At 72.1% G+C, this 13,325-nt stretch carries 10 protein-coding genes and 2 rRNA genes (1 of these 12 cut by a window edge); 6 read left to right on the forward strand and 6 right to left on the reverse strand.

What is annotated here, in order from left to right:
* Both OG553_RS20800 and rrf read left to right on the forward strand, forming a co-directional pair.
* A 23S ribosomal RNA gene (locus tag OG553_RS20800) occupies nucleotides 1-1,134 on the forward strand; it begins 1,984 nt to the left of the window's first position.
* A 74-nt stretch (nucleotides 1,135-1,208) separates the two neighbouring features.
* Nucleotides 1,209-1,325 (forward strand): 5S ribosomal RNA (gene rrf, locus OG553_RS20805).
* Between the two features lie 86 nt (nucleotides 1,326-1,411).
* Here the strand turns inward: rrf and OG553_RS20810 are convergent.
* Genes OG553_RS20810 through OG553_RS20835 form a run of 6 tightly spaced genes read right to left on the reverse strand, consistent with a single transcriptional unit; the run spans nucleotide 1,412 to nucleotide 7,491 of the window.
* Nucleotides 1,412-2,008 carry a Uma2 family endonuclease gene (locus OG553_RS20810; RefSeq protein ID WP_405980431.1) on the reverse strand — a complete coding sequence of 199 codons (597 nt, stop codon included), beginning with the start codon at nucleotides 2,006-2,008 and terminating at the stop codon, nucleotides 1,412-1,414.
* A 40-nt stretch (nucleotides 2,009-2,048) separates the two neighbouring features.
* Nucleotides 2,049-3,359, reverse strand: coding sequence for a DUF58 domain-containing protein (locus tag OG553_RS20815; RefSeq protein ID WP_405980432.1), 1,311 nt, complete (start codon nucleotides 3,357-3,359; stop codon nucleotides 2,049-2,051).
* On the reverse strand, nucleotides 3,359-4,321 hold the full coding sequence (locus tag OG553_RS20820; RefSeq protein WP_362471065.1) for a MoxR family ATPase: 963 nt from the start codon (nucleotides 4,319-4,321) through the stop codon (nucleotides 3,359-3,361). Before OG553_RS20820 ends, OG553_RS20815 begins: the two co-directional genes overlap by 1 nt.
* Nucleotides 4,318-5,529: a DUF4350 domain-containing protein gene (locus OG553_RS20825; RefSeq protein ID WP_405980433.1), complete on the reverse strand. Its 1,212-nt coding sequence runs from the start codon at nucleotides 5,527-5,529 to the stop codon at nucleotides 4,318-4,320. The genes OG553_RS20820 and OG553_RS20825 overlap by 4 nt, the downstream gene beginning before the upstream one ends.
* Complete coding sequence (locus OG553_RS20830; protein WP_405980434.1) at nucleotides 5,526-6,188, reverse strand: DUF4129 domain-containing protein; 663 nt, start codon at nucleotides 6,186-6,188, stop codon at nucleotides 5,526-5,528. The genes OG553_RS20825 and OG553_RS20830 overlap by 4 nt, the downstream gene beginning before the upstream one ends.
* A 7-nt stretch (nucleotides 6,189-6,195) precedes the next feature.
* The gene (locus OG553_RS20835; protein ID WP_405980435.1) at nucleotides 6,196-7,491 is read right to left on the reverse strand and encodes a hypothetical protein; all 1,296 of its coding nucleotides are present in this window, start codon (nucleotides 7,489-7,491) and stop codon (nucleotides 6,196-6,198) included.
* 254 nt (nucleotides 7,492-7,745) lie between these two features.
* Here OG553_RS20835 and mtrA point away from each other — a divergent pair, with 254 nt between their 5' ends.
* The 4 genes from mtrA (at nucleotide 7,746) to OG553_RS20855 (ending at nucleotide 13,147) form a co-directional block, all read left to right on the forward strand.
* The gene (mtrA, locus tag OG553_RS20840) at nucleotides 7,746-8,435 is read left to right on the forward strand and encodes a two-component system response regulator MtrA (protein ID WP_007264442.1); all 690 of its coding nucleotides are present in this window, start codon (nucleotides 7,746-7,748) and stop codon (nucleotides 8,433-8,435) included.
* A 70-nt stretch (nucleotides 8,436-8,505) separates the two neighbouring features.
* Complete coding sequence (mtrB, locus tag OG553_RS20845) at nucleotides 8,506-10,431, forward strand: MtrAB system histidine kinase MtrB (RefSeq protein ID WP_405983094.1); 1,926 nt, start codon at nucleotides 8,506-8,508, stop codon at nucleotides 10,429-10,431.
* Nucleotides 10,418-12,319: an LpqB family beta-propeller domain-containing protein gene (locus OG553_RS20850; RefSeq protein WP_405980436.1), complete on the forward strand. Its 1,902-nt coding sequence runs from the start codon at nucleotides 10,418-10,420 to the stop codon at nucleotides 12,317-12,319. Before mtrB ends, OG553_RS20850 begins: the two co-directional genes overlap by 14 nt.
* Before the next feature lie 84 nt (nucleotides 12,320-12,403).
* On the forward strand, nucleotides 12,404-13,147 hold the full coding sequence (locus OG553_RS20855) for a ComF family protein (protein ID WP_405980437.1): 744 nt from the start codon (nucleotides 12,404-12,406) through the stop codon (nucleotides 13,145-13,147).
* The last annotated feature ends 178 nt before the right edge of the window (nucleotides 13,148-13,325 follow it).

Below are 13,325 nucleotides of genomic sequence, written 5' to 3' on the forward strand. Positions count from 1 at the left end.
GTTTACTAAAAACACAGGTCCGTGCGAAGCCGTAAGGCGATGTATACGGACTGACGCCTGCCCGGTGCTGGAACGTTAAGGGGACCGGTTAGTGACCTTTCGGGGTTGCGAAGCTGAGAACTTAAGCGCCAGTAAACGGCGGTGGTAACTATAACCATCCTAAGGTAGCGAAATTCCTTGTCGGGTAAGTTCCGACCTGCACGAATGGCGTAACGACTTCTCGACTGTCTCAACCATAGGCCCGGTGAAATTGCACTACGAGTAAAGATGCTCGTTTCGCGCAGCAGGACGGAAAGACCCCGGGACCTTTACTACAGTTTGATATTGGTGTTCGGTTCGGCTTGTGTAGGATAGGTGGGAGACTTTGAAGCAGCCACGCCAGTGGTTGTGGAGTCGCCGTTGAAATACCACTCTGGTCGTGCTGGATGTCTAACCTCGGTCCGTGATCCGGATCAGGGACAGTGTCTGATGGGTAGTTTAACTGGGGCGGTTGCCTCCCAAAGGGTAACGGAGGCGCCCAAAGGTTCCCTCAGCCTGGTTGGCAATCAGGTGTTGAGTGTAAGTGCACAAGGGAGCTTGACTGTGAGACCGACGGGTCGAGCAGGGACGAAAGTCGGGACTAGTGATCCGGCGGTGGCTTGTGGAAGCGCCGTCGCTCAACGGATAAAAGGTACCCCGGGGATAACAGGCTGATCTTCCCCAAGAGTCCATATCGACGGGATGGTTTGGCACCTCGATGTCGGCTCGTCGCATCCTGGGGCTGGAGTCGGTCCCAAGGGTTGGGCTGTTCGCCCATTAAAGCGGTACGCGAGCTGGGTTTAGAACGTCGTGAGACAGTTCGGTCCCTATCCGCTGTGCGCGTAGGAATATTGAGAAGGGCTGTCCCTAGTACGAGAGGACCGGGACGGACGAACCTCTGGTGTGCCAGTTGTCCTGCCAAGGGCATGGCTGGTTGGCTACGTTCGGAAAGGATAACCGCTGAAAGCATCTAAGCGGGAAGCCTGCTTCAAGATGAGTATTCCCACCTCCTTGAGAGGGTAAGGCTCCCAGTAGACGACTGGGTTGATAGGCCAGATGTGGAAGCCCGGTAACGGGTGGAGCTGACTGGTACTAATAGGCCGAGGGCTTGTCCTCAGTTGCTCGCGTCCACTGTGTTAGTTCTGAAGTAACGAACTCGCCTTGCCGGCTTGAGTTCAACTTCATAGTGTTTCGGTGGTCATAGCGTTAGGGAAACGCCCGGTTACATTCCGAACCCGGAAGCTAAGCCTTTCAGCGCCGATGGTACTGCAGGGGGGACCCTGTGGGAGAGTAGGACGCCGCCGAACAATCATTGTGGAAAAGCCCCGCACCTTATGGTGCGGGGCTTTTCTGCGTTCAGGGTCCGTTCGGGCAGAAAACGGCCCTGCTCGCTTCACCAGTCGGCGGGATAGGCCTTCAGGCTGCTCGTGTCGAGCGTCCACCGGCCGGCGGTGACGGTGTCCCCGAAGGCGTGCGGGACCTTCTTGCGGTAGCGGATGCCGTCAGGGCCTTCCGACGGGTCGCTGTGCACCGTCACGGTCTTCCTGTCCTTGCGGGGGTCCACCACGACGTAGAGGGGAAGGCCCATCCTCGGGTAGTCGTGCAGCTTGTCGCGGATGTCGGTCAGGGAGTTCGTACGGAAGACGACCTCCACCACCATCAGGACGTCGCGCGAGTTGACGACCTTCGCGGTGTCGTCGGTGTCCTCCTCCGCGATGACCATGAGGTCCGGGACCTTCGTCAGGCCGGTCACCGGGTCGCCCATGTTCGTGTCGTTGAGGGCCATCACCTCGGGGGTCTGGGCCTCGATCTGGCGGCGCAGCCTCACCACGTTCAGGCCGTGGGGAGCGGTGGGGCTCATCATCGTGAGGAAGATCTGACCGTCGGTGGTCTGCACCTTCCACTGGTCTTCCTGGTGTTCGGCCAGCTCTGAGAGCTGCTCCGCGAAGTCGTGCAGGCGGCGCATCTGCTCTGGAGTGAGGTCGGCCATGGTGTCCTCCTGGTGGGTGCCGGCTCCACCGTATCCAGGGTCAGAGGCGGCCGGCGGCCTTCAGGGCCAGGTAGGCGTCTGCCAGGGCGGGGGCCAGGGTGTCCGGGGTGGCGTCGACGACGTGGACGCCGTGGCGGGTGAGTTGGTCCGCGGTGCGGCGGCGCTGGGACTGGGTCTGGGTGGCCGCTGCGGCCTCGTAGACGGCGTCCAGGGATCCGCGGGACTCGGCCATCGCGGCGATGTGGGGGTCGGCCACGGAGGCCAGGACGACCGTGTGGCGCTGGGTGAGCCGGGGGAGGAGCGGGAGGAGGCCCTCTTCGACGGGGGCCGCGTCCAGGCTCGTCAGCAGGACCACGAGGGAGCGGCGCGGGGCGCTGCGGAGGATGGTGGAGACCAGGGTGCGGGCGTCCGTCTCGACCAGTTCGGGTTCGAGGCCGGCCATGGCGTTGACGAAGGCCGGGAGGGTGTCGGCGGCCGAGCGGGCCTGGACCTGGGCGCGGGGGCGGCGGTCGTGGGCCAGGAGGTCCACGCGGTCGCCGGCGCGGGTGGCCAGGGCGGTCAGCAGCAGGGCCGCGTCCATGGCGGAGTCCAGCCGGGGGGCGTCTCCGACGCGTCCGGCCGAGGTGCGGCCGGTGTCGAGGCAGATCAGGATGTGGCGGTCGCGTTCGGGGCGCCAGGTGCGGACGGCGACCTTCAGCTGGCGGGCGGTGGCGCGCCAGTCGATGGAGCGGGTGTCGTCGCCGGGTACGTAGTCGCGGAGGCTGTCGAATTCGGTGCCCTCGCCGCGGGTCAGGAGGCTGGTGCGGCCGTCGAGTTCGCGCAGGCGCGCGAGGCGGGACGGGAGGTGCTTGCGGCTGGTGAAGGGCGGCAGGACGCGGACCGTCCAGGGGACGTCGTGGCTGCCCTGGCGGGCGCACAGGCCGAGCGGCCCGTACGAGCGGATGGTGACGAGGGCGGCCTTGCGGTCGCCGCGCCGGGTGGGGCTCAGGCGGGTGGTGACGCGGCGGCGTTCGCCGGCGGGGACGGTCAGCGCGTGGCGGGAGGCGTCGGTTTCGGTGCCGGGGTGCCAGCTGCTGGGGGGCCAGGCGTCGCGGAGGCGGGCGCGCAGGGTGCGGGTGCCGGGGTTGGTGACGGTGAGGTGGACGTCGGCGGTCTCGCCGAGGCGGATCGCGGTGGCACCCGTTCGGGTGAGTCGCAGGCCGCGTACGGGGGCGGCGAGGGCGTAGTCGACCGCGCAGGCCAGGCCGATGGTGCCGTTGACGGCGAGGAGTCCCGTCCAGCCGGGTTCGAGGAGGCCGACGGGGAGGCTGCCGAGGGCCGCGAGGAGGGCGGCGCGTCCGGTGAGGGCCATCAGCGGGGGACGGGGACGTGGGTGAGGATCGCGGAGATGACGGAGTCGGCGGTGACGCCCTCCATCTCGGCTTCGGGGCGGAGCTGTACGCGGTGGCGCAGGGTGGGCAGGGCGAGGGCCTTGACGTCGTCGGGGGTGACGTAGTCGCGGCCGGTGAGCCAGGCCCAGGCGCGGGAGGTGGCGAGGAGGGCGGTCGCGCCGCGCGGGGAGACGCCGAGGGTGAGGGACGGCGATTCGCGGGTGGCGCGGCAGAGGTCGACGACGTAGGCGGCGATCTCGGGGGAGACGGTGGTGTCCTCGACGGCCTTGCGGGCGGCTTCGAGTTCCCGGGCGCCCGCGACGGGGCGGATGCCGGCGGCGTGCAGGTCGCGGGGGTCGAAGCCGGCGGCGTGCCGGGTCAGGACGCCGATCTCGTCCTCGCGGGAGGGCAGAGGGACGGTCAGTTTGAGGAGGAAGCGGTCCAGTTGGGCTTCGGGCAGGGGGTAGGTGCCCTCGTACTCGACCGGGTTCATGGTGGCGGCGACGAGGAAGGGGTCGGGGAGCCGGCGGGGGGTGCCGTCGACGGTGACCTGACGCTCCTCCATGGCCTCCAGGAGGGAGGACTGGGTCTTGGGGGGCGTGCGGTTGATCTCGTCGGCGAGGAGGAGGTTGGTGAAGACGGGGCCGTCCTGGAAGGAGAACTCGGCGGTGCGGGCGTCGTAGACGAGGGAGCCGGTGACGTCGCTCGGCATCAGGTCGGGGGTGAACTGGACGCGCTTGGTGTCGAGGTCGAGGGAGGCGGCGAGGGCGCGGACGAGGAGGGTCTTGGCGACGCCGGGGACGCCTTCGAGGAGGACGTGGCCGCGGCACAGGAGTGCGACGACGAGTCCGGTGACGGCGGAGTCCTGGCCGACCACGGCCTTGGAGATTTCGGTGCGGAGCGCTTCCAGGGAGGAGCGGGCGCTGTCCGTGGTGGCCGTCATGAGGTGCGGACCTCTCTTTCGAGGGCGTCGAGGTGGTCGGCGAGCGCGACGAGTGCCGCGTCGTCGGCGGGGGTGGTGCCGAAGAGGGTGGTGGCCGTGTCCGGGCCGGTGGCCGCGGGCCGGCGGGCGGCGACGGCGGGGACCAGGGCTGCGGGGTCGTGGGCCTGGGCGGGCGGTACGCCGACCAGTGCGGCGAGGCGTTCGCGGGCGGCGGCGCGCAGCACGGTGGCGGCGCGGTCGCGGGCGGAGGCCTTGCGGTAGAGGCGGGCGCGGCCCTCGGTGGTCTCGGAGGCGCGGATGGCGACGGGCAGGTCCTCGGTGACGAGGGGGCCGAGCCGGCGGGCGCGCCAGAGGGCGGCGAGGGCTGCGGCGGCGAAGAGCTGGAGCAGGGCCCAGAGCCAGCCGGAGGGGACGAGGTCGAGGAGGCTCTTCTCCTCGGCGGGGCCGTCGGCGGGCATGTCGGCGAGGGTGGGCAGGTACCAGACGAGGTCGGGGCGGGAGCCGAGGAGCTGGAGGGCGAGGGAGGCGTTGCCCTGTTCGGCGAGGTGCTGGTTGAGCAGGGGGCGTTCGGAGCCGAGGAGGACGGTGTCGCCGCCCTTGGTGGTGCTGGGGAGTACGAGGACGGTGGGGTTGCCGTCGCTGGGGTAGCAGGCGGTGGCTCCGGGGTGGGTGGTGGTGTAGCGGAGGCCGTCGCCGGTGCCGGCGCGGCCGGCGGTGGTGGCGGCGGGGAGGGCGCAGCCGGGGTCGAGGTCGTCGCGGTGGGCGAAGGACTTCGTGTGGGTGGCGGGGGCCAGGTCGGGGAGGCTGAGGCTGGTGGGGGAGATGAGGACGGTACGGCCGCCGGAGAGGTCGATGGCGGAGCGTACGGCGCGTCGCTGGGGTTCGCCGAGGAGGTCGGGGTCGGTGATGAGGAGGGTGGTGCGGGGGCCGGCCGCCGCGGCGGCTTCCTCGGCGCTGGTGACGACGCGGGTGGTGACGCCGCGTTCGCGCAGGAGCTGGGCGAGGGCGCGGCTGCCGTCGCGGTCGGCGGAGCGGGGGTCGAGGCGGCCGTGGTGGTCGCCGGCCTGGAGTGCGGCGAGTGCGACGGCGGCGGAGACGAGGACGGCGAGGCCGAGGAGGATTCCGCGGGCGCGGGCCCAGCGCTGGGCGGCGGTGGGGGCGGTGGAGGTCGGGCCGGTGGCGCCGGTGGTGGTCGTGGGGCCGGTCATGCGGTGGGTCCCGTCAGGAGCGGCTTGGCGCGTTCCAGGGTGAGGTCGAGGGTGCGCAGGCGGGCGTAGGTGTCCGCGTCGGCGGTGCGGCCGCCGTAGGTGACGTCGTCGAAGGTGCGGGCGGCGGCGTGGAGGCCGGCGGCGTGCTCGGGGAGGGAGAGGGCGGCTTCGGCGGCGGCCTCGTCGGCGGTGCGGCCGGGGCGGGGGTCGAGGAGGGTGCGTTCCTCCAGGGCGCGGACGACGGCGCGCATGCGTTCCTGGACGGCTTCGGTCCAGCGGCCGGCGGCGGCGTGGGCGTCGGCGGCGGTGCGGTGGTCGGCGGCGCTGCGGGGGCCCTCGTCGAAGAGGGTGCCGGTGGTGGTGGCGGTGCGGCGGGGGGTGCCGAGCCGCCACCAGAGGGCGGCGATGACGAGGAGGACCAGTACGGCGATGGTGAGGAGGCCGGCCCAGCCGCCGGGGGTGGCTCCGGAGGCGCGGTCGAAGAAGTCTCCGAGCCAGTCCCAGAAGCGGTCCAGGGCGCGCTGGAGCAGCCCGGGCTCGTCCTGGTGGTAGGCGGGCTTGGCCAGCTCGCGTTCGGCCGCCTCGCGGGCGGCGTCGCGCGGGGTGGTGAGTGGTGGTGTGTCGCCTGCGGCGGTGGTGATGAGTCCCCCCGTGCTCATCGGTGCGTCAGCCTCCGGGCCGTTCGGCGGTGCTCGGGGTGCCGTAGCCGTCGAGGCCGGCGGCGCGGGCGAGCTCCAGGTCGAGGGCTTCGCGGCGGATGCGCTGGTCGACGTAGAGGAGGGTGGTGACGCCGGTCTGCATGGGGACGGTGACGGTGGCGCCGACGATGCCGCCGATCGCGCTGATGACGAGGAACGTCCAGCTGAGGCCGATGGAGCCGTCCAGCAGGCCGGAGAGGCCCTGGGGGGACACGATCAGGGCGATGCCGGCGAAGGGCATCACGATCACCATGGCGGTGATGGTGCGGATCAGCCAGGTCAGCAGGCTGATGCCGAAGATGCGCCACCAGGCGCCCTTGACCAGCTTCGCGGACCGCTTGAGGGCGGCGACGGCGGAGCCGCGCTCCAGCATCAGTGCGGGCGGGGCCAGCACGAAGGTGACGTAGAACCAGGCGAGGAGCACGAGGCCGACGGGGATGCCGAGGGCGGTGAGGGCGGCGCTGCCGGTGAGGATGCCGGGGAGGGTCGGCAGGAGGACGGCGGCGACGGCGCCGAGGAGCAGCAGGCCGGTGAGGGCGAGCATGCGTCCGGTGAGGGGCCGTACGGCCTTCAGGGTGCCGGAGAGGGTGGAGGTCTGGCCGATGACCGCGCGGCTGACGACGGGTGCGAGCAGGGCGGTGACCAGGACCAGCGCGAGGAACTCCAGGAAGTACTGGAAGGCGTAGACGAAGGCGGTGTCGCCCATGACCTTGACGGCCTGGGAGGGGGTGAGGTTCTCGTCGGGCGCGGGGAGGTCGTTCAGCCAGACGCGCTCGACGAGGAGCAGGACGATCTGGGTGAGGGCGGCGACGACGAGGCTGAGGGTGAGCACGGAGCGCCAGTGGCCGCGCAGGGTGCCGACGGCGCCGTCGAGGATCTCGCCGAGGCCCAGGGGGCGCAGCGGGATGATGCCGGGCTTGGCGGCGGGCGGCGTGCTGCCCCAGCCGCCGGGGTACTGGTACGGGCTGCCGGGGCGGGTGCCCCAGCCGGCTTGCGGCTGCTGTGCGGGCGGGGCGGGGGGCTGCGGGGTCTGGCCGGGTGCGGGGCTGGACCTCCCCCAGACTCCGTCCGGGGGGACCCCCGGGCCGGGCGGAGGCTGGGCGGCGGACCACTTGGTGCCGGCGGTGTCGGGGCCCGTGGTGCCCTCGCCGGGGGAGGTGCCCTCGGGTGCGGTGCCGGACGGCTGAGCGGTCGGCCGGTCGGCGTCGGAGCCCGGGCCGTCGGACGGGGATCCGGGCGCGGCCCAGCCCGGAGAGTCAGTCATCGTCGCTCCTTCACGTGCACCTGCCGTGGCGGGCGCGCTGGTCGGCTGCCATCGTGCCATGGGGGCGCTCGGATCGGACGGGCCGTCCCCCGGATCACCGGCCGCCCCCCCCGGATCGCGCGCCGCTCGCCCTTCAATTGTCGCGCGGATCCGGGGCAGACTGGTCGTCCTGATCTCCACGCAGGTCCGAGGGGCGATTTCCAGCCCTTTTGGCTGTGGGACAGCTCACCGCCGGGTAACGATTAGCTAATGGGATGATGTCAACCATGAAGGGACGCGTCCTTGTCGTCGACGACGACACCGCGCTGGCCGAGATGCTCGGCATTGTGCTGCGTGGAGAAGGTTTTGAGCCGTCGTTCGTAGCGGACGGTGACAAGGCACTGGCTGCCTTCCGGGAGGCGAAGCCGGACCTCGTGCTGCTCGACCTCATGCTGCCCGGACGGGACGGCATAGAGGTGTGCAGGCTGATCCGCGCCGAATCGGGCGTGCCTATTGTCATGCTCACCGCCAAGAGCGACACCGTGGACGTCGTGGTCGGCCTGGAGTCCGGCGCCGACGACTACATCGTGAAGCCGTTCAAGCCGAAGGAGCTGGTCGCCCGCATCCGGGCCCGCCTGCGCCGGTCGGAGGAGCCCGCACCCGAGCAGCTCGTCATCGGTGACCTGGTCATCGACGTCGCCGGCCACTCGGTCAAGCGCGACGGCGCCTCCATTGCACTCACCCCGCTGGAGTTCGACCTGCTGGTCGCGCTCGCCCGCAAGCCCTGGCAGGTCTTCACCCGCGAGGTGCTGCTGGAACAGGTCTGGGGCTACCGGCACGCGGCGGACACCCGCCTGGTCAACGTGCACGTGCAGCGGCTCCGCTCCAAGGTCGAGAAGGACCCGGAGCGCCCCGAGATCGTAGTGACGGTGCGCGGTGTCGGCTACAAGGCCGGACCCAGCTGACGTGCAGCCCGGCAAGGCCCGGGGCGGCTCCCGGCGGGGAGCCCTGCGGGGCGGCCGGCAGCTCCGTCACATGGCCGACGGAGCACCCGGCGGCCCCCTCCTGCGGCTGTTCGTACGCCTCGTACGCCGGCCGCTGCTTCCGGCTGTCCGCATCTGGCGGCGCAACATCCAGCTCCGGGTGGTCGCCGCCACCCTGCTGATGTCGCTCGCCGTGGTCCTCGCGCTCGGCTTCGTCGTCATCGCCCAGGTCTCCAAGGGACTCCTCGACGCCAAGGAGGAGGCCGCCCAGAGCCAGGCGGCCGGAGGCTTCGCGGTCGCACAGGAGAAGGCGAACACGCCCTTCGCCGTCGACGGCCCCGACGCCACCGACAACAAGGTCGGCCGGGACGCCAGCACCTGGATGAACTCGCTCGTCAAGCAGCTCGCCAGCGGCGGCCAGACCGCCTTCGAGGTGGTCGCCCTCGGCGCGGGCACCGGCACCGGCGAGCAGACCGCCCCCGGAGCCCAGGGCGTCAAGGGCGCCCGTGCCTCCGGCAACGTCGACCCGACCGCCAGCGTCCCGCTCACGCTGCGCCGGTCCGTCAACCACGCCACCGGCACCTTCAAGACCTTCTGGCAGATCCGGTACACCGCCGGGGCCGGGGAGAAGACCCCGGAGCCCGCGCTGGTCATCGGCAAGCGGCTCACCGACATCAACGGCGACCCGTACGACCTGTACTACCTCTTCCCGCTCACCCAGGAGGAGGAGTCCCTCAACCTGGTCAAGGTCACCATCGCCACGGCCGGCGTGTTCGTGGTCGTGCTGCTCGGCGCCATCGCCTGGCTCGTGGTGCGCCAGGTCGTCACCCCCGTCCGGATGGCCGCCGGCATCGCCGAGCGGCTCTCGGCCGGGCGGCTCCAGGAGCGGATGAAGGTCACCGGCGAGGACGACATCGCCCGTCTGGGCGAGGCCTTCAACAAGATGGCCCAGAACCTCCAGCTCAAGATCCAGCAGCTGGAGGACCTGTCCCGGTTGCAGCGCCGGTTCGTCTCGGACGTCTCGCACGAGCTGCGCACCCCGCTGACGACCGTACGCATGGCCGCCGACGTCATCCACGACGCCCGCGCCGACTTCGACCCCATCACCGCACGCTCCGCCGAGCTCCTCGCCGGACAGCTCGACCGCTTCGAGTCGCTGCTCGCCGACCTGCTGGAGATCAGCCGCTTCGACGCGGGCGCCGCCGACCTCCAGGCCGAGCCCATCGACCTGCGGGACGTCGTACGCCGCGTCATCGACGGCGCCGAACCCCTCGCCGAGCACAAGGGCACCCGGATCCGGGTCCTCGGCGACACCCAGCCCGTCATAGCCGAGGCCGACGCCCGCCGCGTCGAGCGCGTCCTGCGCAACCTCGTCGTCAACGCCGTCGAGCACGGCGAGGGCCGCGACGTCGTCGTCCGCCTCGCCTCGGCCGGCGGCGCCGTCGCCGTCGCCGTCCGCGACTACGGCGTCGGGCTCAAGCCCGGCGAGGCCACCCGCGTCTTCAACCGCTTCTGGCGGGCCGACCCCGCGCGGGCGCGCACCACCGGCGGCACCGGCCTCGGCCTGTCCATCGCCGTCGAGGACGCCCGCCTGCACGGCGGCTGGCTCCAGGCCTGGGGCGAGCCCGGCGGCGGCTCCCAGTTCCGTCTCACCCTGCCCCGCACCGCCGACGAGCCCCTGCGCGGATCCCCGATCCCGCTGGAGCCCGAGGACTCCCGCGGCAACCGGGCCAGGGCCGCCGCCGAGGCAGCCGCCGAGGCGGCCGGCCGCGCGGGTGCCGCCGGCGGGCCCGGCGGCCACCCCGAGGGGCGCACCGAGCGCCCCGACCGCGACCCGATACCGCCCAGGCCGGCGGTCACCACCGCCCTGCCGGTACCCGCCGACCCCACGGCGCTGCCCGGCAACGGCTCCCGCGTCGTGGCCAGGCCCGCCGACCAGAGCGCAGCACAGGAGGATGGATCCGGTGGAGGACGCTGAGCGCGCCGAGCACGCGCCGGCAGGCGGCCGGGACGCACGGAGCGGACGGACCGGACGGAGCGGTCGGCCCCGGGCTGCCGGACGGCACCGCGGCACCCTGGCGGCGCTGGCCCTGGCCGCCGTAGGCCTGCTGGTCGGCGGCTGCGCCTCCATGCCCGACCGCGGCGAGATCCGCCGGGTGGAGGCCTCCCAGGGCGTCGACTCGCAGGTCCGCGTCTTCGGCGTGCCGCCGGCCGACAAGGCCAGCCCCGCCGACATCGTCGACGGCTTCCTCGAAGCCATGACCAGCGACGACCCCCAGCTCGCGACGGCCCGCAAGTACCTCACCCAGAGCGCCGCGGAGAACTGGCGGCCCGGCTCCGCCGTCACCGTCCTCTCCGCCGGCCTCGGCCGGGTCCCCGCACCGGGCGACAAGGAGCCCGAGGAACCGCGCTGGAAGATCTACGGCAAGAAGCTCGCGACCGTGGACGAGCGCAGCGCCTACCAGCCGGAGACCGGCGGCGGCCGCTACGAGGAGTACCTCCAGCTGGTCCAGGTCAACAAGCAGTGGCGGATCGCGACCCCGCCCAGCAACCTCGTCCTGAGCGAGTCCGACTTCCAGCGCATCTACAAGCCCGTCAACAAGTACTACTTCGCCGGCAACACCCTCGTCGCCGACCCGCTGTACGTGCGCCAGCGCACCGACCCCGACTCCCGCATGGACCCGACCACGCAGACCGTGCAGTCCCTGCTGACCGGCCCCTCGAAGTGGCTCGGCCCGGTCGTCTCCACCGCGTTCCCCACCGGCAGCGAACTGCGCGAGGGCACCAAGTCCCTCTCGTACGACGGCCAGAACACCCTGCGCGTCCCGCTCAACGGCATCGCCTCGAACGTCGCCCAGACGCAGTGCCAGAAGATGGCCACCCAACTCCTCTACACCGTCCGGGACCTGACGACCTCAAAGCTGGACCGGGTCGAACTGCTCAAGCCCGACGGCAAGTCCTCGCTGTGCTGGGTCACCGGCTCGACCGCGGCGGCCATCGCCAACCGGACGCCGTCGCCCGAGCACCAGTACTACGTGGACAAGGACGCCAGGCTCGTCCGGATGATGCTCGACGCCAACAGCGAGGAGCAGCAGCAGGACAAGCCGGAGCCGGCCCCCGGCCCGCTGGCGACCGCCGCCGGTTTCAAGGTGGGTTCGGCGGCCGTGACGTACGACGAGAAGCGTGCCGCGGTCGTCTCCGACGACGGCCACAACCTCTTCGTGGTGACGCTGACCACGGCCGGCCCCATGCCGCAGCAGCCGCTGCTGACCAGCAAGTCCGGGAAGCTCACCGCGCCCAGCTGGGACGCCCAGGGCGACCTGTGGATCGCCGACCTCGACCCGCAGACCCAGGGCCTGTGGCGGGTGCCCGGCGGTACCGGCACCCCGCAGAAGGTGGACGTCGCCGGGCTCGACGGCGGGAGGATCAGCGGTCTGAAGGCCTCCTCGGACGGGGTGCGCATCGCGCTCCTCGTGGAGAAGGAGGGCACCCGCAAGAACCTCTTCATCGGGCGGATCGAACGGCCCGAGGGCAAGGGCGACTCCCCCCGGATCTCGGTGCGCGAGCTGCGCCCGGCGGCCCCGCAGATGGCGGAGGTGACGGCGATGAGCTGGGCGCCGCGCGGCCGGCTGCTGGTGGTGGGCCGGGAGAGCGGCGGCGTCGACCAGGCCCGCTACATGCTGTCCGACGGCTCGATGGTCGCCGCGAGCCTGCCCGGTGCGACGGGGCTGAGCGCGATCGCGGCCTCGGAGGACGAGGGCAAGCCGGTGGTGGGCTACGGCGAGGACGGCATCGTGTGGCTGCCGTCGGGCGCGCAGTGGCGCACGGTCGCGGCGGGCGGCCGGCTGCCGGTCTACCCGGGCTGAGCCGCCTTCCTCCGGGGGCCTTCCTCCGGGCGCCCGTCGTCCACAGGGGTCGCGGGCCCGCGCCCGGCGGGGCAGGGTGGACGGGTGCGGGAGTGGTGGCGCGAGCTGGCCGGGCTGGTCCTGCCGGCGGACTGCGCCGGCTGCGGGACGGCCCGCGTGGTGCTGTGCGGGGCGTGCCGGGACGCCCTGAGCGGTGCGGGCGCGCGGCGGGTGCGTCCCGCGGCGCGGCGGGCGGGTCCGGCGGGGCTGCCCGCGGTGTACGCGGGGGCCCGGTACGAGGACGCCGTACGGGCCGTCGTGCTGGCGCACAAGGAGCGCGGGGCGCTGCCCCTGGCCGGCCCGCTCGGGACGGCCCTGGCGGCGGCGGTGGCCCGCGCGGGCGCCGCAGGCGGCGCCCGGGGCGGGGCGGAGCTCGTGCTGGTCCCGGTGCCGTCCGCGCGGCGGGCGGTGCGGGCGCGCGGGCACGACCCGGCCCGGCGGATCGCCCTGGCCGCGTCCGGGCGGCTGCGCGGGGCGGGCGCCGCCGCGCGCGTGGCGCCCGTGCTGCGGCTGCGGCGGGCCGTCGCGGACCAGGCGGGCCTGGGGGCCCGGGAGCGGCGGGAGAACCTCGCGGGGGCCCTTCAGGTGCGTCCGGGAGGTGCCGCGCTGGCGGCGGGGGCTCGGATCGTGCTGGTGGACGACGTGATCACCACCGGAGCCACGCTCGCGGAGGCGGCGAGGGCATTGCGCGCGGCGGGTCTGCGGGCGGAAGCTGCTGCCGTGGTGGCGGCTCCGGCCGGATCCTTCGCGGCGAACGGCGGCAACCCGGACAGGGCAAAAATCTTGTGAATAGATTTGGAACCACTGGGGAATGCGCATCGTTGCAGGTAGTAAGAGGGAAGACCCCCCTGATCGGAGGTACGTTTCGGTAGCGGGTGCCGACAACCGGCTTTGAGAGATATGTTCGGTTGTGAGGAACTGGCGAACCTTCGGCCCCGGGTATCGGAGCAGCAGTCCGTCCGTTTAT

This window comes from Streptomyces sp. NBC_00158, assembly GCF_045160885.1.
Taxonomy (GTDB): Bacteria; Actinomycetota; Actinomycetes; order Streptomycetales; family Streptomycetaceae; genus Streptomyces.